24 protein-coding genes and 1 tRNA gene are annotated in these 25644 nt (G+C 44.4%); 5 read left to right on the top strand and 20 right to left on the bottom strand.

Annotated elements, in window-relative coordinates; translation table 11 throughout:
- Positions 1-197 precede the first annotated feature (197 nt).
- From WC773_04105 to WC773_04095, 3 genes are all read left to right on the top strand, one after another.
- Positions 198-929, top strand: a complete 732-nt coding sequence (locus tag WC773_04105) for an ABC transporter ATP-binding protein (protein MFA6082564.1) — start codon at positions 198-200, stop codon at positions 927-929.
- A complete protein-coding gene (locus tag WC773_04100; protein MFA6082563.1) occupies positions 926-1696 on the top strand; it encodes an ABC transporter permease subunit in 771 nt (256 codons plus the stop codon). Before WC773_04105 ends, WC773_04100 begins: the two co-directional genes overlap by 4 nt.
- A gap of 127 nt (positions 1697-1823) precedes the next feature.
- Positions 1824-2681, top strand: a complete 858-nt coding sequence (locus WC773_04095; GenBank protein ID MFA6082562.1) for a hypothetical protein — start codon at positions 1824-1826, stop codon at positions 2679-2681.
- A gap of 126 nt (positions 2682-2807) precedes the next feature.
- On the opposite strand, the gene WC773_04090 is transcribed toward WC773_04095, so the two are convergent.
- The 13 genes from WC773_04090 to metG form a co-directional block, all read right to left on the bottom strand.
- Positions 2808-3143, bottom strand: coding sequence for a hypothetical protein (locus WC773_04090; protein ID MFA6082561.1), 336 nt, complete (start codon positions 3141-3143; stop codon positions 2808-2810).
- Positions 3144-3145: 2 nt separating this feature from the next.
- Positions 3146-3231, bottom strand: a tRNA-Leu gene (locus WC773_04085).
- A 3-nt stretch (positions 3232-3234) separates the two neighbouring features.
- Entirely contained in the window at positions 3235-3642 is a 408-nt protein-coding gene (locus tag WC773_04080) for a ComEA family DNA-binding protein (GenBank protein MFA6082560.1), read from the bottom strand.
- A 53-nt stretch (positions 3643-3695) separates the two neighbouring features.
- Positions 3696-4181 carry a hypothetical protein gene (locus tag WC773_04075; GenBank protein MFA6082559.1) on the bottom strand — a complete coding sequence of 162 codons (486 nt, stop codon included), beginning with the start codon at positions 4179-4181 and terminating at the stop codon, positions 3696-3698.
- A 120-nt stretch (positions 4182-4301) separates the two neighbouring features.
- The gene (locus tag WC773_04070) at positions 4302-6371 is read right to left on the bottom strand and encodes an ATP-dependent DNA helicase RecG (protein ID MFA6082558.1); all 2070 of its coding nucleotides are present in this window, start codon (positions 6369-6371) and stop codon (positions 4302-4304) included.
- A gap of 135 nt (positions 6372-6506) precedes the next feature.
- Complete coding sequence (locus tag WC773_04065; GenBank protein ID MFA6082557.1) at positions 6507-6959, bottom strand: hypothetical protein; 453 nt, start codon at positions 6957-6959, stop codon at positions 6507-6509.
- 615 nt (positions 6960-7574) lie between these two features.
- Positions 7575-8969 (bottom strand): fibronectin type III domain-containing protein, encoded by a 1395-nt coding sequence (locus WC773_04060; protein ID MFA6082556.1) that lies wholly within the window; start codon positions 8967-8969, stop codon positions 7575-7577.
- Between the two features lie 17 nt (positions 8970-8986).
- Positions 8987-10060 (bottom strand): tRNA 2-thiouridine(34) synthase MnmA, encoded by a 1074-nt coding sequence (mnmA, locus tag WC773_04055; protein MFA6082555.1) that lies wholly within the window; start codon positions 10058-10060, stop codon positions 8987-8989.
- A gap of 130 nt (positions 10061-10190) precedes the next feature.
- Entirely contained in the window at positions 10191-11018 is an 828-nt protein-coding gene (locus WC773_04050; protein ID MFA6082554.1) for a bifunctional 5,10-methylenetetrahydrofolate dehydrogenase/5,10-methenyltetrahydrofolate cyclohydrolase, read from the bottom strand.
- Entirely contained in the window at positions 11015-11266 is a 252-nt protein-coding gene (locus WC773_04045) for a NifU family protein (protein ID MFA6082553.1), read from the bottom strand. Before WC773_04045 ends, WC773_04050 begins: the two co-directional genes overlap by 4 nt.
- Before the next feature lie 63 nt (positions 11267-11329).
- A complete protein-coding gene (locus WC773_04040) occupies positions 11330-12079 on the bottom strand; it encodes a TatD family hydrolase (protein MFA6082552.1) in 750 nt (249 codons plus the stop codon).
- A complete protein-coding gene (locus WC773_04035) occupies positions 12079-12927 on the bottom strand; it encodes an EamA family transporter (protein MFA6082551.1) in 849 nt (282 codons plus the stop codon). The genes WC773_04040 and WC773_04035 overlap by 1 nt, the downstream gene beginning before the upstream one ends.
- Positions 12924-14420 (bottom strand): methionine--tRNA ligase, encoded by a 1497-nt coding sequence (gene metG / locus WC773_04030; GenBank protein ID MFA6082550.1) that lies wholly within the window; start codon positions 14418-14420, stop codon positions 12924-12926. The genes WC773_04035 and metG overlap by 4 nt, the downstream gene beginning before the upstream one ends.
- 202 nt (positions 14421-14622) lie before the next feature.
- Here metG and WC773_04025 point away from each other — a divergent pair, with 202 nt between their 5' ends.
- Positions 14623-15033: a hypothetical protein gene (locus WC773_04025; GenBank protein ID MFA6082549.1), complete on the top strand. Its 411-nt coding sequence runs from the start codon at positions 14623-14625 to the stop codon at positions 15031-15033.
- 153 nt (positions 15034-15186) lie between these two features.
- Here WC773_04025 and WC773_04020 read toward each other — a convergent pair whose 3' ends face one another.
- From WC773_04020 to dnaX, 7 genes are all read right to left on the bottom strand, one after another.
- On the bottom strand, positions 15187-16242 hold the full coding sequence (locus tag WC773_04020) for a Fic family protein (GenBank protein MFA6082548.1): 1056 nt from the start codon (positions 16240-16242) through the stop codon (positions 15187-15189).
- Positions 16242-16898 (bottom strand): 16S rRNA (cytidine(1402)-2'-O)-methyltransferase, encoded by a 657-nt coding sequence (gene rsmI / locus WC773_04015; GenBank protein MFA6082547.1) that lies wholly within the window; start codon positions 16896-16898, stop codon positions 16242-16244. Before rsmI ends, WC773_04020 begins: the two co-directional genes overlap by 1 nt.
- 128 nt (positions 16899-17026) lie before the next feature.
- Positions 17027-17821 (bottom strand): 16S rRNA (adenine(1518)-N(6)/adenine(1519)-N(6))-dimethyltransferase RsmA, encoded by a 795-nt coding sequence (gene rsmA, locus WC773_04010; GenBank protein MFA6082546.1) that lies wholly within the window; start codon positions 17819-17821, stop codon positions 17027-17029.
- 133 nt (positions 17822-17954) lie between these two features.
- Positions 17955-18896, bottom strand: coding sequence for a G5 domain-containing protein (locus tag WC773_04005; GenBank protein MFA6082545.1), 942 nt, complete (start codon positions 18894-18896; stop codon positions 17955-17957).
- A gap of 139 nt (positions 18897-19035) precedes the next feature.
- Entirely contained in the window at positions 19036-20943 is a 1908-nt protein-coding gene (locus tag WC773_04000; GenBank protein MFA6082544.1) for a UvrD-helicase domain-containing protein, read from the bottom strand.
- Positions 20944-21602: 659 nt separating this feature from the next.
- Positions 21603-23003, bottom strand: coding sequence for a replicative DNA helicase (gene dnaB, locus WC773_03995; protein MFA6082543.1), 1401 nt, complete (start codon positions 23001-23003; stop codon positions 21603-21605).
- Positions 23004-23152: 149 nt separating this feature from the next.
- Positions 23153-24655, bottom strand: a complete 1503-nt coding sequence (dnaX, locus tag WC773_03990; protein MFA6082542.1) for a DNA polymerase III subunit gamma/tau — start codon at positions 24653-24655, stop codon at positions 23153-23155.
- Positions 24656-24847: 192 nt separating this feature from the next.
- Here dnaX and WC773_03985 point away from each other — a divergent pair, with 192 nt between their 5' ends.
- The gene (locus WC773_03985; protein MFA6082541.1) at positions 24848-25540 is read left to right on the top strand and encodes a hypothetical protein; all 693 of its coding nucleotides are present in this window, start codon (positions 24848-24850) and stop codon (positions 25538-25540) included.
- Positions 25541-25644: the final 104 nt, after the last annotated feature.

Below are 25644 nucleotides of genomic sequence, written 5' to 3'. Positions count from 1 at the left end.
TGTTCCATGAAGTGCGAAGCCGGAAGTTGCCAGCCCAACAGGTGACCGTCAACAACAAGCTATGGTGACTGGGTATAGCAACTGACAATGGGGCGCGATTATCACCGTCCCGAGGCCGCTCTGTGCCCCGGGACGATTTCTTTTACTCTTGTTTTTTGCCAATTTCACGGCTACAATATATTCGACAAGGAGAGTAAATGTACGCGCTTGAACTTAAAGACGTGACAAAAAAATACAGCCAAACCGCGGTCAACCATCTTTCTTTTGCACTAAAAGCTGGCACCGTGTTTGGTTTTTTAGGCCCAAACGGCGCCGGAAAAACTACCACCATGCGAATGGTTGTTGGGCTAGCCAAACCAGATTCAGGCGAAATAAAAATCTTTAATCACCCCGCCGGAACAGTGGCAGCGATGAAAGAACTGGGTTTTATGCCCGAAAATCCCCGATTTTACCAATACTTAACCGGTCTAGAGTTTGTCACCATGCATGGGCAATTAGCGGGGCTAGCTAAAAAATCAGCGCGCAATCGAGCGTCCGCGCTCTTAAATCAGGTTGGCCTCACAGATTCACAAACCCGCTCTATTCGCGGGTATTCCAAAGGCATGGTGCAAAGACTGGGCTTAGCCCAAGCGCTAATTGGCGATCCAAAAATTCTATTTTTAGATGAACCGCTAGACGGCTTAGATGCTTTTGGCCGCGCCGAAATGAAAAAGCTGATCCAAGATTTGCGCAAACAAAAAATCACCATCTTTTTCAACTCACACATTTTAAGTGATGTCGAAGAGATGTGTGATCAAATTGGTATTATTGACCGCGGTGTGTTGCTCGAAATTGGCGAAACTAAATCGTTCCTTAAACCCCACCAAACTTTGGAGCAATTCTTTGTCGATCGAATTAATCAATCGCGTCTCAAGGAGATTAAAAAATGATCAATGCCATAAAAGTCATAGCCCTTAACACCTACAAAGAAAGCATCCGTGATCGAATTTTAATCACTCTGGGAGTTTTTGCCGTTTTACTGCTTGGCGCTACCTTATTTTTGGGCTCAATCTCGCTAGACCAAGACAGCAAAATTATCATCGAACTTGGCTTAACCGGCATATTTTTCTTCGGCATCATCATCACCATCTTCCTAAGCGGCTCCAGTATCGCCAAAGAGTTAGACCAACGCACCGCATACACAGTGCTGGCGCGCCCAATCACCCGCCTCACCTACTTATTAGGCAAATTTGCGGGCTTGTGTTTAACCGTTTTGATGTTAATTGGCATGATGTCAGTAATTTTTGGAGCTTTGTTGGTCATTCGGCTAGGCTGGCAAGTTATTGATGTCACGCTGATTCTTGCCCTGTTTTATACTTATCTAGAGATGGTGTTGCTTATTGCCTTAACCGTAATGTTTTCCAGTTTTTGCTCGGCGGTTATAAGCACCGTTTACGCCTTAGCGATCTTTATTATCGGCCATTCATCGGCAACGGTGGTAAATTTAAGCCAAGATAGCCCTGTTTGGATTAAAGATTTGTACAAAGCGGTTTATTACATCTTTCCAAATTTAGAAAAATTTAATTTGCGCAATAATGTGGTTTACCATATCCAGCCCACTGCTGAGCAAATTTCATTAGTGATAGTTTATACCGTTGTTTACAGTGCGATATTGTTGTTTTTGGCCAACGCTGCCTTCCGCAAGCAGGAATTATAGGATCGACTCCCTCCTCATCCGCCTTGACAGGCACCTTCTCCTCAAAAACGAGGAGAAGGGGATCCCCTCTCCTCCCTGAGGAGAGGGTGGCCGTAGGCCGGGTGAGGAGCACATCATCAAAAAAACAATGAAAATGAATAAAATAATCACCTCAATAATTAAATGGCTTACCGTCCCAGCCCTTTTAGCGCTGGTAGTATTAACGCAGCTCAATTTTGACCGGGTACGTGCCAGCCAGTGGCGCAAATCGACTGTAACTTATAATCAAATTATTGAACCTATAGTGCCGAATAAAGATATGCTCAAAATTAGCGCGCTTGGAAACAATAATTTTATGGCAGATTTATTGTGGCTAAACACCATCCAATACTACGGCGGGGGTGATCCATACGGCAAATATCAAGCATTACCCAAATTAATGAGCTCAATTTTGTCTCTGGATAATAAATTCAGCTACCCGTATCAATTTTCCGGCATCGTGCTCTCCGGTGAAGGTTTTTCTGATCAAGCTTTGCAAATTCTAAAAGACGGCGAGGTTGCGTTACCAAACAACTGGGAAATTCCATATTACGAGGGCACAATTTACTACATCAACAAAAAAGATTACGCGCAATCGGCCGCCGCATATAAACGCGCTTCAGAAAAACCCGGAGCGCCGTCTAAAACCAAATTTTTATCGGCAGTTGAGTTTGATCGATCAAATGATTACCAAACCGCATTGGCGATTTTTGAAGGATTGGCGGAAAGTAGTGATACGCAATACTTTAAAGATCGCGCCAAACTGTTTGTCGATCACTACACCATCTTGCAAGGATTAACTAATATGATTAAAGATTACAAAAATAAATTCGGTCATTACCCAAAAGATCTGAACGAGTTAGTACAAAAACACTATCTGACCGAAATCCCCAAAGACCCACTTAACCGTGATATTTTATATGACTCAAATACCGGAGCCGTCACTAGCCCGGTGGGAAAAAATTAGAGGACCATTTTAGGTGAATTAGGGTGATTAGAGACATTGGGGGAACCCAAGGATCTCCCCTCCGGGCGTAAGCCCTACGGGCTGGAGCCAATCACCCTAAACCCCCAAATCCCCCTAAACATTTCCCTAGCTCGTTTTGAGTAAAACTCTCATTATTGTGCCAATTAGTAACAAAATTATGATCCCAAGTAGCGTGCCAATCACCCGATCTTTGGCACCTTTAATTTTTGTTTCATTCCCGCCCGAGTTGATATACTCCACTCCAGCGTACAAAATCATCAATGCGGCCACCGAAATACCGATAGTTGTAGCCCAAGTAACAAATTTGGTCACCCAATCACTTAAACTGGTCGCCCCAAGCAAGTTGCTGGACGAACTCACTACCGCAGACGCACTAGGTGAGGCGGCAAACGCCAAATGAATTTGAGATGAAATAAAAGTTGAAATAAATGGTACCAACACTATGGTGCGGATGAGAGGACTTGAACCTCCACGGAGTTTCCTCCAATAGCTCCTAAAGCTATCGTGTCTGCCATTCCACCACATCCGCATACTATTCCCCTCCTGTTGTCACTAAATCTTTCAATTTAGTGTACGTACCTTCACCAATTCCCTTAACTAAAACTAAATCGTGAGTTGTTTTGTAGTTACCATGCGCAACGCGATAATCAATTATCCGCTGAGCGTATGTTGCCCCAATCCCGGGCAAACTGTCTAACTGCTCGGCATTTGCCGTGTTAATGTTGATCAAACTGGAGTTAGATTTGGCGGATGTTGTGGTAATTTCCGCCCCACTCGCCGGTACTGTAGTTTGACTCACTAACGTGCGCGTAGAAATGGTGGTGGTGTTTGGATGCCTGTCGTACCAAATCAGCAATCCACCAATGCCGACAATAACAACGGCGATCACCCCTCCCATCACCACTCGATACTTTTCTAACCAATCTAGCAGCTTGTCCACGTATTTATTATAACAGATATGGCGTATTTTTTATAGGTCAGCGCTCATTTAATTTATTTCGATATCTGAAAACATTCAATTGACATTACGTCACCACAATCTGGCGAGGAATATTCATTAGCAACTGAAACATAAATCACACTCACATACCATACAGCAGCTATCACTCCAACGACCCAACCAGCTATCGCCCAATTTTTTTCACGTTTTTTATATGACTCTTTGTCACGAGAACCTCGCATTATCCAAGCAAGTTTGTTCCCTTTACGACCAAATCTGTACAAGGTAATAACCGTCAAAATATCGACTACCACAGACAATAAGATTAATGGATATGCTAATGCTAAAGAGCTTCGAGATAGGTGCGCGGCCACATTGACAATAGAAAATATTGATAAAAATAATGCAACAAGAATAAGAGGAATATATGCCAATGATAGCCAATATCCGTGGCAGGCACCCCAAATCCCAGTCAGCCAGAACGCACCCCAATTATAACCATTTTGCGAATCCGTTGCTTTGTCATCATAATCTTCCATACTTTTCCGATCTCCTTAAATAGATAATATCACTCAGCAAATATTTAGACAAATTACCGCCAGAGGGCGGACATATGAGTCCGCCCCTACACTAGTCATGATGTACGAGGTTAACCCAAATTATTCCACATGTAACATATTTTGATGCGTAGAGAGCCAAGACTCTAATTCGGGAGAGCGTTTTTCGACTGGGGTGGTAATAATTTCATCAGCGATTTGTTTGGCAATCTCAATATAATTTTTGTCGGCGAGTGAGGCGTATTTAAACGGAATTACCCCCGCTTGAATAGTACCGTAAAGCTCACCTGGGCCACGCAGTTGCAAATCTTGTTCGGCCAGGCTAAATCCATCATGATATTTTACCAATAGCTCTAAACGGCTTTGAGTGCTTTCGTTCCAGTTGGCAGCGCATAGGAAACAGTATGAAGGCTTATCACTTCTGCCCACTCGCCCACGCAACTGATGCAGCTGCGCCAAACCAAAATACTCTGCCCCTTCTATCACCATCGCCGTGGCCTCGGGCACATCTACCCCCACTTCGATAACCGAAGTGGTGATCAAAATGTCCAACTCTCCATCTCGAAAACTGGTTAACACCGCATCTTTTTCGGCGGCTTTCATTTTACCGTGCAACAAACCAATGCGGCGATGACTAAAGACCGTTTTTTGCAACTTTTCAAACTCGGCAATCACGGTTTTACGATCATCACCAAAGTTAAACTGGCCAAACTCTTCGTCCGGATCTGGTGGTGAAATTAGAGGGCAAACAATGTAAACACGCTCCCCTTTATCAATTAGTTGGTCGATAAATTTGTACATCATTTCACGGCCGTTGTCTGATACTAATTTTGAGGTGATTTGAATTCGTCCAGCCGGCTTCTCGGGTAAAATACTGGCGTCCATATCGCCGTACAACACCAATGCCGCAGTGCGCGGAATTGGGGTGGCGGACATCGATAGCAAATGCGGCACCGCTTTGGGATTTTGGGAGAAAAATGCTCGTTGCATTACCCCAAACCGATGCTGTTCATCTACAATCACCAGCGCGGTATTATTTACCAATTCCAGTTCCGGTGAAAATACCGCGTGTGTGCCGCAGATAAATGCGGCCGGATTATTATCTAATGTCGATTTTATTTCAGATGTTTTGATCTTTTGCCCGTTAAACCACACCCCGTTGCCGGTAAAAATAAAACTGGGCACATTTGGATACAGTTTTTGCCAATTACGTATATGCTGCCAGGCTAAAACCACTGTTGGCGCAATCATAATTGCCCGCCAACCCGATAAAATGGCTTGATGACACGCCAACATTGCCACCACCGTTTTGCCTGATCCGACATCGCCATTCAGCAACCGTCGCATCGGCACCGTTTTAGATATGTCGGACAGAATTTGACCGATCGCCTTATTTTGACCATCGGTTAATTTAAATGGCAAACGGTCAACATCATTTTTAACCCGCGTCTCGTCCACCGCAATTTTTAATGCCGGATGAGCCTGGTTTTGTTGTTTGGTTAATTTGGTTAGCACCATCAAAGTCCACAACTCATCAATTGCTAAACGCGTTCGCGCCAATGTTACATCTGAAATTTTTTCGGGTTGATGGCACCACCTGAGCGCCTGCGATAATGAAATCAATTTGAGTTTTTTGAGCAAATCTGGTGGCAGCGGATCTGGTAAGCTGTCGGTTAATGGCAGAATTGAGTTGATAATATGCTTAAAACGCCCGCTTTCGATGCCACTCTTGGTGGAATATCTCACTTCCGGCTTGCCATCAGCGGTTAATTGAATTTCCGGATTGCGCAAGATCTTTTTTCCAAACTGGTCTTGAATAACCAGGCCATGTAAACGCACCGGGCGGCCAACACGTAAAATTTGAGTCAAAAACGGCTGGTTAAACCACACCGCTTCAATTTTACCGGCATCGTCTGTAATTTCCGCTTTGATTATCGCCATCCGCTTACGAAAACTGTGTTCCTGATGACATCCGGTAATTGTCCCCGAAATCACCGCCCATTTGCCCGCCATTAGGCTGTTCGATTTTTTGGGATGGCTAAAATCGATATATCGCATGGGTGTAAACGACAGCAAATCACGCACAATATTAATACCGCGGCTGTGCAGTTTAGCCGCAATCGCCGGCCCTACCCCAGCCACCACCTCAATTGGAGAATCTAAAGTTATCATACGTTATTTATAGCACATACGAGGCGAAATTCTAAATTACAATTTTAAAAATTAAAAATTTGGATTTGAGATTTTGTTAATATCATAAAGGCGGACACAAAGTTCCGCCAATACGATATTGAAAATCAGTTTATACTATGGTGTTGGAGTTGCGGTTGGGTTCTTTATATATGCTTCGATAGCAGTAACCACCTTTGAACCTGTTTTCATCTCTTCGATAAACAGAATCTGGTCACGGTTAATGGTCATTTGATCTTTTGGCCCGTGCAACTCATTTCCTAGCTTAATTAAAGACAGGTTAGATGAAGCAGAAGGAGATGCGACAGTCGATTTTGTTGCTTCTGGCTGTAGTGAAGACTGTTGCTCAACTTGCAAGTAGTAAATGTCTGAAAGCGTTGAGAACTGATTGTTTTGCCCCTTTAGATGGCCAAAATACACTTGACCATTGGTTAGGAACACGGCCGACCAACCAGACCCACTGTCTTTTTTATCAAATAAACCAAACCCTTTGGTATAAACAATGGCATAAACCACTACTGCTGCAATCACAATATACGCAATTGATAAAATTACTCGTTTTCGTCGCATTTGTTCCTCACTTTCATAAATAATGGTAACAATAAAAAAAATGGATGTAAAGGGAATCAGAGAACTAATGACGGAAAGCGAAGTTTGTGCTATCATCCAAATCAAGCAAGACCGTGTCTTGCTAGAACATCTCTGGGAGGTGGTTCGATGTCTGTGGTAACGTCGATCCCGCACGATGTGATCATTGGGCTGCTTTATCGGGCAGGCGACATCAGATATTCCACCAAGCTGTTGACGTTAGTATTGGGTGAGGAGGCAGGCAAGCACCCGCCCATGTCGACATTCGGCCAGTTCACGCGCCACCGAGCGTACGGAGACTGTATCACCATTAGCGAATTCGTTTCGAGCGCCTGTGTCGGCGGAGCCATAATTCGCACACCAACGCGAACCAACCCACTTCAGTCTGCGCCATGTACCCTCGGCCGGTGGGGCCGGAATATCTACATGATGTTGCCCGAGGACGAGCGCAAGATCATCGACCAACTAGCCAAACGACTTCGGATAGAATCCGGCGCCCCAACTGGCCTGAGACGAGCCATTCACTATCTGGCCCAACTCCGCCAAGCCATTGCTAGCAAGACCCCGACCGCTTAGGCGCGCCGGGGTCAACTTTATTTATGAGCCAATTTTTCGCAACCAACCAAAAGTCTGTTCTAATTTATCTAAAATAATCTGTAACAACGATTTCTGTTTCTGCGGCGTTAAAACGCTGTAATCGGCGCTAAAACCAGCATTGCCCGAAGCATCAGTAGCTTTAATTCTAAAGTGGTAGTTTGAGGAAGATTTCAGCGGTGACACGATAATAATGTGGTTAACATTTAACCCATCATCTGGTTTTGAGCTCAGGCTGTAAGTCGTGGCAACCGGACCAAGATTATACTCGATCTGGCTCTTTGCCGGCTCGTCTGTATCCCACGATATTACAAGCTGTAATGAATCACTTTTAGAGTTGGAGTTGACCTCACTTTTTATATTAGTTATTACCGGAGGCGTGGTGTCCAATGGTGTATTAAATGATAAAATTTCTGATCTTAAATTATTACCATTTGCATCGCGCCCTGTAATACGGAAATAGTAGTGCGTTTTACCCTCTAACCCAGTAATAACCATGATGTGCGTTTTGCCCAATTCTGGTTTTGCCTGAGTTTTGGCACTACTTTCATCCGTGCCCTCTTTCCAATAAGAAATAAACGAGTCCACCGGTACATTCGTAGTCCACAATATTTCAGCCGTATTACCGGTAATCGTGCCTAAAGAATAGCTTACTAACACCGGTAAGCTAAGGGTGGTAAAGATATAATCGTCAGAAAAGATGTCGGCGCCTTCTGAATTTACGCCGGACACACGAATGTGATATGTGGTGCCAGAACTTAATGAACTCAATCTAATAGTATGAGCCGTAGTAGTACCGGCGCTTTGGTCGCCAACTGTTTGACCATAAGAAGAAGATTGACCGTAATTCACGGTTGAATTTGACAGCGCTGCTGTTTTCCAACTAACAATAGCGGAACTTAAGGTGATATCAGTAATTTGTACTTCAGATATAGGCGAGATATTAGAAGTGGTGGTGATAACTTGGTCGGTTCCGGTACCGTATCGCCCCATTGCGTCCGCGCTCTTGATCAGATAGTGATAGGTGCGTTCTGGCGATAAGCCGTTTAATTTTACCGTATGGCTGGTCACACGATCGCTGGTTTTTGCGCTCTCTTGACCATAATCGGTGGTCAAACCAAACGCCACCACCGAGCTACTAACAATATCGGTGGTCCACTCTACAATAGCCGACCCAGAAGTAACCGAGCTAACTGTCGGACCAGTCAAAATTTCAGGAGGAGCAAAATCTTGAGGCAAATCTGTTGAGAAGAATCCCATCGCATCAACTTCGTAATTCGGACTAATTAGTGATTGTGCATATGCTAAACCGGTCGATTGTATTAGCAATGCAACCAACAATGTTGATAATAAACTATAACGAATCAGGCGAACGATGCAGCCCTCCATAACCATCATACAAGAAATTTTATTGCTTAGGCAATTATCCCCCCACCAAGGACTTGCTCGCCCAAATAAATCACTGCAGATTGGCCGGCACTGACAAACTCAATTGGATTTTCAAAATCGATTTGATATTTACCATCGTTAACACTAACAATTGCCGGCTGCAACGGCTGACGATAGCGAATTCGCACCAAACATTTTGTTTGATCTGGGATAGGTTGATCTACCCAACTGCAGTCGATTAGATTGACCGATTGGCAATATAACATCGGGTCGTTTGCCGGCACCACCACCAACTGATTTTTCTTAATATATTTGCGTGCAATATATAATGGCTCGTGATTTCCGCCGGTGCTAAAGCCATGACGCTGGCCTTCGGTATAATAAATCACCCCGTCGTGATGACCGATCACGCGCCCATTTTGGTCCACCACTTCACCCGACTGCGGCTTAAGGTAATGTTGCAAAAATTGGCGCATTGAAACCGGACCGATAAAACATACACCTTGGCTATCTTTTTTAGCCGCGTTTGGCAAATTCAGATCCGCTGCTATTTTTCTCACCTCAGGCTTGGTTAGATGCCCAATTGGAAACAAAGTAAATTTGAGTTCGGGCTGACCTAATGTGTACAAAAAATACGACTGATCTTTGTTCGAATCCGCACCTGCAAACAATCCAAGCCGACCCTCGACCGGTTTGATTTGAGCGTAATGGCCGGTGGCAATTAAATCTGCACCCAGTTTCTGCGCTTCTTTAATAAAAAGATCAAATTTAATTTCACGATTGCATAAAACATCGGGGTTCGGCGTCAGTCCGCGCGCGTAATCTTGGACAAACGATTGTACCACCCGAGACAGATATTCCTTTTCGAAATCAAAAATATGAAAAGGAATCTTTAGTTTTTCACAAACCGCTTTCGCCACGTTAGCTTCGTTTTCCCACGGCTGGTAACTAACTCCTTGTTGATTCAAAGACCAGTTCTTCATAAATGCGCCAATAACCCGGAAGCCTTGTTCTACTAACAATGCCGCAGCCACCGCACTATCCACTCCACCGGACATGGCGACACAAACAGTTTGATTTGAATGTTTTTTATTTGTCATTTCGACCCTAGGAGAGCCGCAGATCGACTGTGTCGGAGAAATCTCAAGAAAGAATCCATTCCCGTCTTTTTGAAAGATTTCTCCACCCTCGAGACAACGCTCGAGGAGTCGAAATGACAGCTCATAAAATTCACTTTATTTCTACAAGTTTGACTGCATTTAATAGTAAGCACGCGACAGTTAATGGCCCAACACCTCCGACAGGCGGAGTTATTGCCGATGCTTTCTTCTCACATTCCGGATCAGCGTCGCCACGAGTTTGCCCACTTACTTTAGAATAACCAGCATCAATTATGACCACACCATTTTTGATCATCTCTGGCGTAATTAAATCTGCCTTGCCCACACCACAAAAAATCACATCGGCTTCAATAATGTCTTTTCTAGACTGAGGCGCATCGCTATTGTTGATCAGCATAGAACCAAACCCAAGGTCGCACAACATTCGATGTAGTGGTAGCCCGACTAATAATCCATCGCCAATGACCACGATTTTTTGATTTTTCAGGTCGATATCATAAAATTCGCATAACTTCAGCATTCCGGTTGGCGTTGGCGGATATACGATCTGATTTTTAGCGTCAGATGAATTCAAATAGCCAAATGCATCAATATCTTTTTTGGGATTGATTTGTTTAAGTAGATAATCTTGATCTAAATGTTTTGGTAGCGGCAATTGGACTATAACGCCAGTAATTTTTTCATCAGCGTTTAGCTTACTTATTTCGGATTCAACTTTAGAGGTCTTAATGTCTTGAGCCAATTTGACCAAAGTAAAACCTATCCCCAACTCGGCACATCGCTTCTCTTTCATTCGTAAATAAGTTACCGACCCCATATCGTCGCCAATCAAAATAGCGGCAATATGCACCGGTCTGGGTAAATGGGTCAATTTAAATTTTATGTCAGCGTAAATCTGATCTGCAACAGGCTGACCTAATAATAATTTTGCTGTCATTTTACCTCAATTACTTTTTTCACCAAATTTGGTAGATTGGCGCATAAAGCACGTTCGATTCCTAGTTTGAGCGTTACGGTCGAAATAAGACAATCGTGACAATGCCCGGTCAATTTTACCTTCACCACTCCATTGTCAAATCCAACCACTTCGACGTTTCCACCATGATTTTGTAACGCCGGCCGGATTTGGTCCAGAACCATTTCTATTTGGTTAACCGCAGATTGTTTTGTTAAATATTTATTCATAATTTTTAAAATTAAAAATTTAAAATTTAAAATTTTCGTTATACCTCGTCCATCGATGTATTGTTATTTGATCTTAAATAACCGCCTAGCATTGTCAGAAGTTACCTTGTCAACATATTCTACATTTTTATCCCATATTTGTCCAATGGCGGCAGCCACTTCTACCATGTCTTTCGGCTCGCACCTCTTCCCTCTTTTGGATTGTGGCGGCAAAAACGGGCAATCAGTCTCTACCAACACTTTGTCGTGTGGCAGATTTAATATTACTTGACGGAGCTCCTCGTTCTTTGGATAGGTAATCATTCCGGTAAACGAAATATGCAATCCGAGCGCTATCAGACGGTTCGCTTGTGCTAATGTACCGGTAAAACAATGCACTACGCCGGTAACTTGGTTCGACTTAGACAAAACTGTAATTAGATCGTCCATAGCATCTCGACAATGAATAATTAACGGCAAGTTTGATTGCGCGGATAATGCCATAAATTCCTCAAACGCCCTAGCCTGTAAACCATGGTCAACATCATATGAATAATCTAACCCCACTTCGCCAATAGCCACCACTTTTGGGGACTTGGTCAGATTTTTTAGATCAGATATGTCAAAATCACCTTTAACGTCTGAGGGATGTATGCCAATCGCGGCATACAACTGTTCATACTGATTGGCTAAATTGATTGCACTGATATTTGATTCATCATCCGTGCCTACCACAATCGCAGAAATTACCCCAGCGTCTTTCATCCGTGACAACACGTCAGAAAGATCGGGCTCAAAATCAATAAAATTCAAATGAGTATGTGTGTCAATCATCACGTTCCAAGAACTGAAGCGAACAGCACGCAGGCAGCAATAACAATAAAAGCCGAGACGGTTTTAATATTCACCTTTTCTTTTAACAAGCTTACGCTTACCATTTCCACAATCAACGGCCCAAGCAAAAGCATTAAGGTAGTAATAACCACACCACCCATTTCATATCCGTAATACCGAAGCACCATCTGCATTACCCCAAAACCGGCAGTCAAAGCAATAGCAGCCGCATCCGCATGCTTAACGGTTTTATAATTCGGCTTATAAATTGCCGTTACCAATAGATAGACCACAAAAGTACGCAAGAAATATAACCCAATCGGTGAAAATACTTCAAGTAGATAGCGAATAATCATCACTTCAAGCGACATTAGGAAAATCGCTAAAATAAGTTCTTTGGCATAATGGTCAAATTTAATTTTTTTGCGACGCATATGCGCAATCACTAGGGTAATTGAGGCGATTAACGCCAGTAGCAGCACCGTGGCATTACGCTCACTTCTAAATAACAGCCCGGCCATTGCGATAGTAATTAGCGGCTCGGTGAGTAAAATTAGGTCAAATTCTTGCAGTGACTCTTTCATTAGGGCGCGATAGTAAAACAGATTCCAAGCCAGCGCCACCAAAATCATCGCTAGAAATGCAAAAACATAAGAGAAGTTTAGTGATGTACCATATTGCATAATTGGTTGTTGAAAAATAACCAGCGCAATGCCGGTAAATAAACACAAAGTTAAGAACATCAACGGAACGTAGGTACGCACCGGTATCCGACGCTTAGAAAGCTCGTATTTATCAACTAAAACCCCACCGGCAAACCCAATGGCCGCTAAAATTCCGACAATCAACTTTCTCCTCTTCGTGGAAACAGCACCTCAGGCACCACAATCTTGCGCCCTTCAAGATAGTTTCCCCACCTTATTATTGTTTCGTATTCATCTTTAGTATAACTGTTTTTAAGATCAAAATTAAGTGAATGCGCAATTTTGTGGGCGGTATCGGGCATAATCGGCAAAAGCGCAATTGAAAGATGCCTAATTAATTCGATCAACTCCGCGATGCCTTGGTTGATGAATGCTTGTTCGTTCGATTTATCCCATAATTTAATATTATCAATATGACGATTGGCCAACTGAATTAAACTAAAAATATGATTCAGGGCATCGCCAAAAGCTAATTTTTCGATGTCTTTGCGGGTATTTTGAACAAAATCCAGCGTCAACTCAGACAAAACCGACCCGCCACCCTTTGGCACTATCCCGTCACAATATTTGTCCGCCATCACCAACACGCGCTGTACCAAATTGCCCAACTCGTTAGCCAACTGGCCGTTATAAAATCGATCAAGTAACTCCCACGAAAAATCACCATCGGCACCAAACGGAAACGATTTGAAAAGGAAGACCCGAATTACATCACGATCATATTTCTGCAGCATTTCGAGAGGGTTAACCACGTTGCCTAAACTCTTACTCATCTTTTGACCATCAACCGTAAAATAGCCGTGAATGAAAATTGATTTTGGCAAGTCTAACTCAAGCGCCAGCAGCATTGCCGGCCAAATAACGCAGTGAAATCGCAAAATGTCTTTAGACATTAAATGCCAGTCTGCCGGCCAACAGTCTACTTTAAGACCCGCGGTATAATAGTTAATTAAGGCGTCAATCCACACGTAAATAGTATGAGACTGATCCCAAGGCAGCGGGATGCCCCATTCGACGTTTTGGCGCGAAATGGCCACATCTTCTAAACCGCTAGATAAGAATGATAGTACTTCGTTGCGGCGTGACTCCGGCTGAATTTCCAACTGACGCGAATCGATTAAACTAGAAATCTGATCGGCGAAAGCGGACAATTTGAAAAAATAGGCCGGCTCAGCCAAAGATTCGGGAGCGCGCTGGTGCACCGGGCAAAGCCCATCAACCAAATCTGATGTTTTTTTGTACTCCTCGCAACCACGGCAATACAAACCGGAATACTCGCCCTTATAAATATATCCACGAGCCTGCAAATCGGTCAGAAATTGTTGGACCACTTTAACGTGCTCTTCTTCGGTAGTGCGAATAAATCGATCAAAAGTGATGTCGTACTTTTGCCACACCTGCTTAAACTGCTCTGAAATGTTATCTACAAAGGCCTGTGGTGATTGATTATGTTTTTCGGCTGCCTCGGCGATTTTGGAGCCATGTTCATCGGTGCCGGTTAAAAAATAAACCTCGCGCCCCGTTAAACGATAATGGCGCGCCAAAATATCACCCGCTAAAGTGGTGTAAAGGTGCCCAAGGTGCGGCACATCATTAACGTAATAAATTGGGGTGGTGATAAAAAACTTTTTCATCATATCTCCACCCTAAATATAGCAAAGATATGGTGATTAGGATAGATTGTCATCCCGGGCTTGACCCAGAATCTATATAAAAAATTAACGGGGTCGGACAACTCTTGTCATCCGACCCCACGCCCGCCGTCATAGCGAGACCCTTAGTCGCATCTTTCCGTGGCCGAGATCGATCGGCTCAGCCGAGATATAGGACGTTCCGGCCTTGACCTGTGTGGTCAGACTGAGCGGTATTCTCTCCTCCCCGGTCAGAAACCAGCGCACAGTCGTCGCGCTTTTCGACGTATTCTGGAAAAGTGGCGGGCTACTGGCATTCCCAAACGGCACCGACACCACCACCATCGTCCGAGACTTCGTCAGCACCGATGTGTCTGCACCAACCAGAGAGATACAATCCGACATGTCGGCGGCATCGATCTGCGCCACCAACGTCGCGGAACGATCGTCGAACAGTGGGCCATCGTCTCGAATGATTAGGCACAATATCCCGAGAAGAATGGTAACCATCGCTACCGTTATGTACCCGACTTTACCGAGCATGACCTGTTTCTCCTTTCAGGTGTTCTCGTTACGTCGACAGCGATTAGCCAAGACAGCTATTGTTTCGGAATCATAATATCACTTTTACTGGTTATTGTCGATTAAATCACCCCAAACGGGCGGACATCCCCCTTCGCCACCTCCTACGCTAAAGCTACGGAAAGTCAAGAAGGCTACGGAGGACAAGTATGAGTCCGCCCCTACACCAGTCGTGATATTTTCCTAAACTCTATGCTAGCTTAAACCGCGAGGAACGGGATTCGCCCTCTTGGAGAACCATTTTTTTACCCACCAACTCTGAAAGATCGTAGTTAGCAGTGCGTTTTGAAACCTTAAAATGCTCGGCATATTCTAGTGCCGTCACCGATTTGTGATGTTGCAGCCAACGCACAGCATCAAACTGGCGCTTGTTTAACTCTTGTTTTACAAATTTATCGCGATTTTTCTCGCCGTCCAGGTACGCTCTGATTTTTTGCGAAATCTGATCAATCTGCACTGCAAATCCGGTTACAAAATACTCTACCCACTCTGTGGCGTCTGCCCGCGCAGTCAAAACCGAGCGCAAAGACTGGTAGTACTGTTTGGGATCTTGATCGTAATAATCTTCTAGCGAAAACAATCGCCGCGTATCGTAGCCGTCACGGTAAAGCAGAAACATCGCCACTACACGGCCAACTCGGCCGTTGCCATCTACAAACGGATGCACTGCCTCTACCAAAAAGTGCGCCAAGGCCGCTTTAATGACCGGATGACAACTGCCTGGGCTCTGCCCTACTATCCAGTCGGTTAGCGCCAACATTAGCTTTGGCACGTCTCTGGCTGGAGGCGGGGTATAAATGGTTTTGCCGGTTCGGGCATCAACAATATAGTTTTGGACAATGCGATACTGGCCTAACTGTTCTTCGGGCAGTAGATCGCGCATTAAAACGCGATGAAACTCACGAATCATTACATCAGTAAACGGCTGCTTGGTATTGCGAAAAACTTTACCAACATATTCGATAACATTGCGATAGTTCACTACCTCTTGGATGTCGCGCTGCCGAGCGGTTACGATTTCGCCTTTTAGAATGCGCTCTACCGCGCCTTGACCCAAAACATTGCCCTCAATATGCGTGGACGCATGAATTGTGGCCAACATTGCTTCGTATTGCAAATCTCGCTCAAAAGTTGGCACCAACGGCGATGCGTCAATGATTCCCTGTGCCCGCTCTATCTTGGCGATCGCCGCCAATATTTTAGGCGATAAATTATAATTCGGTTTATTTAAGAAATTATTTAACATTAGTCACCTTCCAAAACGATCACAAATTCCCCTTTTGCCATAATTTTAGCGGATTCAATTTGCGCGATAGTGCCCCGCCATATTTGTTCAAACTGTTTGGTTAATTCGCGGCAAATACACACCCGCCTATCAGGCTTAATTGTAGCACGAATTTCGGCCAATGTCTTGGCAATTCGGTCTGGAGATTCAAACATCACAGCGGTTATTTTTTGGTTTTGCAATTTTAGCCAAAATGTCTGACGACCTTTTTTCTTGGGGATGTAGCCATAAAAAATAAATTGATCAGCACAGAACCCGCAAACCGATAACGCGCAAGCCACTGCCGATGGCCCCGGGATTGGACAAACCTCAATCTCTTTATTGTGAGCAGCCTCAACCAAAATCCCACCCGGATCAGAAATACCCGGCGTACCCGCGTCAGTAATGTAAGCCACGTCATTTCCGGCCAGCAGCAAAGAAATTACTTGATCAACTTTAGGAGATTTTGAATGAGCATTCAAAGCAATAGTTTTGGCTACACTCCCAATTTTTTGTAATAATATCCGGCTGTGATTCGGGTCTTCACACGCAATATAGCTTACCGACGTCAAGATTCGTCTAGCTCTATCTGTGATATCCTCTAAATTTCCAATTGGGGTTGCTACAACGTATAACATATACTTACCTCATCAATCCATTGTCATTTCGACCCGGGGAGATTGTCAAATCGACCACGTTGGCTCCGCCCGTAGACTACGCCCGGAGGGAGAAATCTGAGAAAAAATCCCTTCCGCCATTAAAAATTTCAAATTTCAAATTCTTGTGTAAGTTTTCGCCATTGTTCAATCGACAAATCCTCTGCGCGCAAAGTTGAATCGATTTTTAATTCGCTCAGCATTAGCCCAATCTCGTCCTTTTCCAAGTGCATTCCTCCGGCAAGCGAGTTAATGATGGTCTTTCTCTTCTCGCCAAATCCCGCTTTCACCACCCGAAAAAATCGTTTGGATTCTTCGTTTGACTTAAACGGATTTTTAATCTGATCCATTTCAACTAAAGCGCTGGTTACTTTTGGCGGCGGAGTAAAAGAAGACGCTGGGACAGACAATATCACTTCGGGACGGCAATAACTTTGGGCTAAAATGGATAAAGTACTACGTTTCTTGCTGCCAACTTCCGCCGCTAGACGCTGCGCCACCTCTTGTTGCAATAATAAAACCATCTTTTCAGGTAGCAGCTGATATCCAAACACACTGCGCAAGAAATACGACGATAAATAATACGGCAGGTTTGCAGCAATGACGTATCGGCTAAATTTGAGTGATTTAATTTGTTTGACCAGGTCGAATGTGCGAATGTCGGCATTGATTAAATGTAGGCGCTTTTGACCGCTAAATTCGGCTTGCAAACTAGCGAGCAGCTCCTCATCCCACTCAATCGCCAAAACCTGATAGCCAGCGTTAAGTAATTCACGCGTTAGCACGCCCTGACCCGGCCCCACCTCTACCACTAATAAATCATCAGTTGGTTTGGGTAGATTAATAACCGCCGTTTTAATAACGTTTAGATCATTTAGAAAATGTTGTCCGAGTTTTTGCCGCATATTTTCCTTTTATTTCCTCCTCATCCGCCGTACCGGCACCTTCTCCTCTAGAGGAGAAGGGTTCCAGGGTTTCCCTCTCCTCCCCGAGGAGAGGGTGGCCGTTAGGCCGGGTGAGGAGACGACCGCCGTAGATTTAATTTACAATTACCTCGACTTTTACAGACATAAGACCCTGACTTATTGGAACTCCGAGTTGAGAAAAATACGTTGGATGCAAATCAATTATTACATTTCTACCATCTGACCCGTCATTTGCCATATGATCTTGTATTTGAATTAACACAGATTTACCGTTCACTAAATTTGTCACGCGCACATTTGTGCCTCTATCAAGATAATTAGACGCAGCTTGATATCGCGACGAATACCAAGTAGCTCGTCCAGATCTTGTTTGTGACGAATCAATTTTCAGTTTAACCGGATGGGAAACAATCTTTTTAACCATCGCAACTGTATCGGTTTTGAGCAATTTCCTACTCACCTCAACCCCATCTTCACGACGAATGTGATAAGTTTTTGTGATTAGCCCATCCTTACCGGCTTGGGTAACCGTGTCTGGCTCGCCCCGATAACGCGTGTTATCATCAACTACCGAGGTTTGGAAAGCTACCACAGTTTTTTCGATAATATCTGTTTCTTGTACTCGGACAATGGTCACAGACATATTGTGAACCACTTGCGCGCTAATTGCTGGCGTTACCGTGTCCTGTTCCCCAATTTCCGGTACCTTTTGTTCTGTCAACAAGTCGCCGACGGTTTTTTGCCAGCTACGCACCGTTTTGGTTTTCTTTGCATCGGTTAGACGAATAACTGGGGCACGCTCAATAGTAATCACCCCGCCCACATTTCCCACTCCATTTGGAGTATTAATAATGCGGTCTTGGTCGTTAACCGGAATATTATTTGCTGCTAGCGCCACACTAGCGTCTAAGCTATTAGATATAATAGACGACTCAGTAATGCTATGAAGCGAATCCGGGCTAACATCACGCACCAAAAAAACGTATCGGAGATCTGCGGCATATGTATAGTTAGATTTATTAAAACTATACAAAACCAGACCTAATCCGGCCACAATACTGACTACACCAATAACCAGCCAGTGCCACTTTCTAATGATTCCTCCAATTGGATTATATTATAGCACAAATACAAGACTAAAGTTGACTTTCTCAAATTTGATTAATGGGACAAATTGGATCAATTGGAATTAATTATAATTCTTCGATCAGTTCCTCGGGCAGATCGCCAATAAACCTTGACACCGGATTTGCTTGAATGCCGCCGTACAACCGGCGCTCTCGGGCATATAACAAATACAACCGCTCTTTGGCTCGCGTCATACCAACGTAGCACAACCGGCGCTCCTCTTCGATTTCGGATGGGTCCAAACTGCTGCGCGAATGCGGAAAAATTCCTTCTTCCATACCGGCGATAAACACCACCGGAAACTCTAGCCCCTTAGCCGAGTGCATTGTCATTAACGCTACGCTATCTGCGTTTGCGTCATATTGGTCGATATCTGAAACTAAACTGACGTTGGCTAAAAATGTAGTTAGATCTGGTTCTTCTTTGAGTACAGTTTTTAACTCATCAATGTTTTCCAGGCGATTTAATCCTTCGGGAGTATGACTATCAAGCCAGCTCAGATAGCCTGACTGTTCCATTAAAAAATTAAACAGTTCAAGCAGATCGCCGTTTTGATCATACAATTTACGTCCATCCAATATCATTTGTCGAAAACGCTTAAACGATTCCGCTGTTCTGCCCGACAGATTCGGAATATCATAGTTCGGGTCAAACACTCGGTCGGTGGTTTCACGCAAAATTGTTTCCACACTTTTCTCTCCGATACCTCTGGTTGGAGTATTTATGACTCGCCCCAAACTGACTCTATCAGCCTTATTAGCAACCACGCGTAAATAGCAGATGGCGTCTTTTATTTCTTTACGTTCATAAAAACGTAAGCCGCCGATAACCCGATACGGGATTTGATTGCGCACAAACACGTCTTCAATTGCCCTAGACTGAGCATTGGTTCGATACAAAATGGCAAAATCTCTAAAACGTGGGAACTGTTTTGACCTGCGCAAGCTGGTAATCTCACCGGCAATGAAATCGGCTTCATCCGCCTCGTTAAGCGCCTGATACAAAGTAATTGGTCGGCCACCAAGTTTATTTGTCCATAATTTTTTGTCGGTACGATTGGTATTTTTGGCAATTACAGCATTTGCCCCATCTAAAATTATTTTGGTTGAACGGTAGTTTTGTTCCAGTTTAACCACAAAGGCATCTGGGTAATCTCGTTCGAAATCTAAGATATTACGAAAGTTCGCGCCGCGCCATGAGTAAATTGCTTGATAATCATCACCCACCACGCAGATATTGTGATGTTTCTCGGCCAGCAACTTGGTTAATTTATACTGCACTGCGTTGGTATCTTGGTATTCATCAACTAAAATGTAGCGAAAAAGCTGCTGATATTTATCTAAAATATGAGGATTTTTAGTGAATACCTCGACGGTCAAGGTAAGAAGATCGTCGAAGTCCATCGCATTCGCCTGCCGCATTCGATGCTGATACATTTTATAGATAACGCTAATCTGTTCTTGGTAATATCCGTTGGCAAAATTGGCATACGCCTCTTCTGAAACCATTTCGTTTTTGGCCCCAGAGATAAAATACTGCACCGTTGAGACTTGAAAGGTTTTGGGGTCTAACTTTAATTCATCAATAATGCGCTTTAGAACCTGCTTCTGGTCTGAATCGTCGTAGATGACGTAGTCGGGCGAATAACCAATCTTATCTGCTTCTCGGCGTAAAATCTTAACACAGACCGCGTGAAAGGTTCCCAGCCACGGCAACATCTGGCCGCCCTTGAAATTATTCTCTAATAATAATTTAGAGACTCGTTCTTTCATTTCATTGGCCGCTTTATTAGTAAATGTCACGGCCAAAATGTTTTCCGGATTAACGTGATGATTTAGTAAAAGATAAGCGATGCGATGGGTCAATACTTTTGTCTTACCGCTGCCCGCACCGGCTAATATTAAAACCGGGCCGTCTAAATGCTTTACGGCCTGTTGTTGCGGTTCGTTTAGATTATCTAAAACTGAGTTCATTACTCCAATTATAGCATAAGTGATTTAAGGTAACAGCTCACAACCATGAAAGAATTAAGCTTGGATTCTTTGTCCCCTCTCCTCAGGGAGGAGAGAGTGGCCGTAGGCCGGGTGAGGAGCTCCTCATCCGCCTTGCAGGCACCTTCTCCTCGTGAGGAGAAGGGTTTTTTCGTAAGTGCGGACTATTACTACTTAAGCATAAGGAAGTTTTATATACAAAAAAATCGCCAAGTGGTAACGGGGTAGACACTTATTTTAAGTTCATACCGTTGACTCAGCGATTTTTAGATACCTAGCACTTCGTTAGCCTTCCAACCTATATAAAGACCAGAAAGCAAATGTGCGGAAAGAAAAGTCCTCCAAAAGAATTAATCCATAGCCTCCCTCCAAAAATAGTTCCAGACAGTTCCAAGAGTTCCTTGAGACCCGTGATCTAAGTGCCCCTCTAACTTTGATCAGAAGGGATTGCCTAAGCTCATCTCTAGAACTTACACATCCCCTTCCGATACCCCGGCACTTCCAAAGAAAGACATCCACCGGACAAATTGTTCATGTACTTATACCCTACATATCCAACCTAGCATAGATATAAATTCTTGTCAATACCCCTATACATCGACCTTCGATGTACCACAAAACGTGAAGTAAAAGTAGTAGATTTACTCTTCGGTGGTGGCAGTATTATGTGCTTTGTCTAGGTTGAAATACTTGGTCTGCTCTGGTTGGAAGAACAAAGAGATATCTCCAATCGGGCCATTACGATGTTTTCGCACTAACACATCGGTAATGTTCTTGCGGTCGGTATCTTTTTCATAATAATCTTCGCGATATAAGAACATCACCACATCAGCATCTTGCTCAATGGACCCAGATTCACGTAAATCGGATAACTGGGGAATTTTAGGATGCCTCTGCTCAACGGCACGCGACAGCTGCGACAGAGCCAGCACCGGCACGTTTAACTCACGCGCTAAACCTTTTAAGCCACGGGAGATTTCAGAAATTTCTTGCACACGATTACTTTCACCACTTCCCGCATGGCTACCTTCCATCAGCTGCAAATAATCAATCACAATCATATCCAGCCCCTGCTCCATCTGCAATCGACGCGCCTTGGCTCGAATTTCAGTTACGTTGGCTAACGGCGAATCATCAATAAATATTTTAGCCTCAGACAGCACACCCATACCGTAGTTTAAGTTGCGAAAATCGTCTTCATTTAAATTACCGGTTCGCAATTTCCACGAATCGATTCCGGATTGGCTACACAATAATCGATCAATCAACTGTTCCTTGCTCATTTCCAAGGAGAAAACTGCTACCGTTTTCTTTTCGTGTACAGCTGCGTACTCCGCCATATTTAAGGCTAAAGCGGTTTTTCCTACGCTTGGTCTGGCCGCCAATATAATCAGATCCGATTGCTGCAATCCGGCCAGTAAATTATCTAAATCTTTGAAACCGGTAGGCACTCCGCGCGTCATCCCTTTATTCTTGTGCAATAAATCTACCCGTTCAAAGCTCTCTGCCAGCAAATCTGCAATCGGGATAAAGTTTTTGTCATAAAATTTTTGTGACACCGCAAATAACGCTTGTTCAGATTGATCTAGCGCCGCCGACGCCTCGACAGTCTGGTCAAAACCAATTTGAATAATGCGATTCGCCGCCGTAATCAGACGGCGCAAAACTGCTTTTTCTTTGACGATGTGAGCGTAGTGCGTAATATGCGCCACCGAAGGCACTTTTGCTACCAGGTTTGCCAAAGTTTCCGGACCACCAATTTGGTCCAATTTTTTCATCTGCTCTAGCTCTTCGGCCAGTGTGATCAGATCGATTGGGATACGCTTATCAAACAATCTTAATGCGGCGGCGTACATAGTACCATGATGATCTCGATAAAAATCTTCGCTGGTCAATATTGGTGCCACTTTAAGAATGGCGTTTTTTTCCAACAACAAACCGCCCAGCACCGACTCCTCTGCCTCCAAATTCTGCGGCGGCAATAGATCGGGGTCGGAAACCGATTTAACGAGTTCTTGTTTCGATTTTGTGTTGGCTTGCATTTCGTTTCCTACTTCTCTTTGTCATTTCGACCCTAGGAGTGTGTCAACACGACTGTGTTGGAGAAATCTAAGGAAGAATCCCTTCCAGTCTTTTCTGGAGATTTCTCCACCCTAGACTTGAATGTCGAGGAGTCGAAATGACAGCTAAATTACTCCGTAAATATCTCTTCAGCGGCTTTTGATACGTCTTCTGCTTTTACCATACTCTTATTCTTTGTGTCTGCAATCTGAGCACATTCGATCTGAAAATCTTTACCGGTAATCTGCTTCAAAATATCGCCCAAAATTCGACGGTTTTTGGCTTCCATAATACGTTCGCGATGAAACGGAAAGCGCAGCCCAATCGTTATCTTACCCGGATCACCGTCGGTTACCCCCAATAAGTCGGCATCACGCAATAATGAAGCCAATGAGTGGTTAAACGGCTTTGCTGCCTCAATAAATTGATCCCATAGCTGTTTTTCGCTCTGCCCGGGATGCCATTTCTCTACCGCAACCGTGTGAATTTCTTCGGTTGGTTTCGATTTTGGCGATTGCTCAACAACAGGAGCTGAAGCGGGAGCTTCAACTGACGGCGGGCGGACATCTGAGTCCACCCCTACACCCTTACCCCAATTCGTAGAACACCCAACCACCGCCGTGGCCAACACCAAAAACGGTTCGGGATGTTTTGCGACCTGATTCAGCGCCCATGCCCACTGATCTGAGCCGGTGATAATTTCTGATACCGAAAGCCCCTCAGCCCAGTCGGATTTTTCACGATTGTTCAAAGCAATGCTAAATAACCGTAAAACTGCTCGAATGCATTGCTCGGCGTTCCCGCCACCGTCTAGTAGCTGGCGTACGAAATCTAGGGCCAAGTCGGTTTTTCCTTCACGACAAAGCTGCAACAATTTCGAAACATGCGACATCGGCATAAACCCAAGTAATTTTTCAACAGTTTCCCGATCAATTTTGGTCTGATGTACGCTCATTTGTTGTAATAATGACACGGCATCGCGCCCCGAACCGGTAGCTGCTTCGGCCAACACGTTTGCCCCATCCTCGGTAATATCAATTTTCTCTGACTTTGCAATTTGCAAAATATGTTTCTGCAAATCACCAATGGTGAGTGGGTTAAAGTCAAACCGCTGGCAGCGCGACAGAATCGTAGCAGGGATTTTCTGAACGTCGGTGGTAGCCAGAATAAAAATGACATGCTCCGGCGGCTCCTCCAAAGTTTTAAGTAACGCGTTAAACGCATCTTTAGACAACATGTGCACTTCATCAATGATGTAGATCTTAAATTTTCCTTTAACCGGAGAAAACGCCACCGTGTCGCGCAGAGCACGAATATCATCGATACCACGGTTAGAGGCTGCATCAATTTCAAAAACATCGGTTAAAGCTTCGTGATTAAAATCGTTGCACAACTCACATTTATTACACGGATTAACTCCAGTTTCGGATTTGATCAAATCTACACAATTAACCGATTTAGCCAGCAAGCGCGCCAACGTGGTTTTACCCACTCCGCGCGGCCCGGTAAATAAATAGGCGTGGCTAGTGGCATTTTGCTGAATGGCATGATTCAAAGTTTGAACAATATGATCTTGTCCAACTACATCACTAAATTGCTGCGGCCGCCATTTGCGGTACCAAGCCAATGTCATTTTTTGTCCTTAATTGTTAGTTGCTCATTAAAATTACCCCGTCGGATGATTAAAATCAAGTCAGAGAAGATGATTTACAAAAACATTAAATTATGGTATTACAAATATGACAGCGCAAGCTGTGGTACCATTCGTTTATCTTAACGGCGGGCCAAGAGCCTAAACCAAACCGTTAAGAAACGGAGAGAACAAATGAACGTAATTCTGTTTTACCTGTTTTTCGTCGGATGCTGTGTGGGAATACTGCTGGCTTTTCTGCGAATTGCCAGTCGCCTTTGGGTCCCTAAAGGCGAAAAGACAATCTCGACCATCGACCAGATTGTGCCGATCTACTTCTGCACCGTTTCGATTGTGCTCCTGTTGGTATACGGTGTGCTCGAAGCAGCTATCGTCACCGTTATGGGCGGGTCTTGGTGCTACTGCCGCTGGTTGAAACAGCGAAAGCAGCGGCAGGCCAGGCCGTACACCGGCTGGTACTATTGCTTCGGGCGACACAAGTTTCTAGTCGATTATGACGCCCGACAATCAGCTCCATTCGGCCGGTTGACTCGTCTGCTTGGCCTCGGCTACTTCGTCAGCGGGTTCAGAATTCTCGAAGGCAATGCTCGTGGCCAGAGGTACCCCGAACGACAGATGACCGCTAAGATGATCGTCATCGCGAATGACCGATCGATGACTCCCCAGCAGTTCTCTGCCAAAGTCGACAGCCTCCAGGCACAGCTAGATAGCAACCTAACCGTCTTGGTAGACGATGACGAGGTTCGTGTCACTCCAGGCCATCCCTGGGTTAACCCGTTCCCGGAAGTTCTAGTCAGCATTCAGGACGCAAAGTTGCTTCATGCCACCAACTGCAAGGGGTTTCTTGTCCCCTACGCCAAGTCCTAGTCCTACCACCCGGCGCCGCCACGATGCGAGCGCCGGGTTCTTTGTTTATATAGATTCCGGATCTAGTCCGGAATGACAGACCGTGACATTTGACATTAGAAATT

It is taken from the genome of Patescibacteria group bacterium, assembly GCA_041660565.1.
Classification (GTDB): domain Bacteria; phylum Patescibacteriota; class UBA1384; order CAJBMM01; family CAJBMM01; genus JBAZWC01.
The sequence above is the reverse complement of the archived record's forward strand: the minus strand, read 5'-3'. Positions and strand labels throughout refer to the sequence as shown.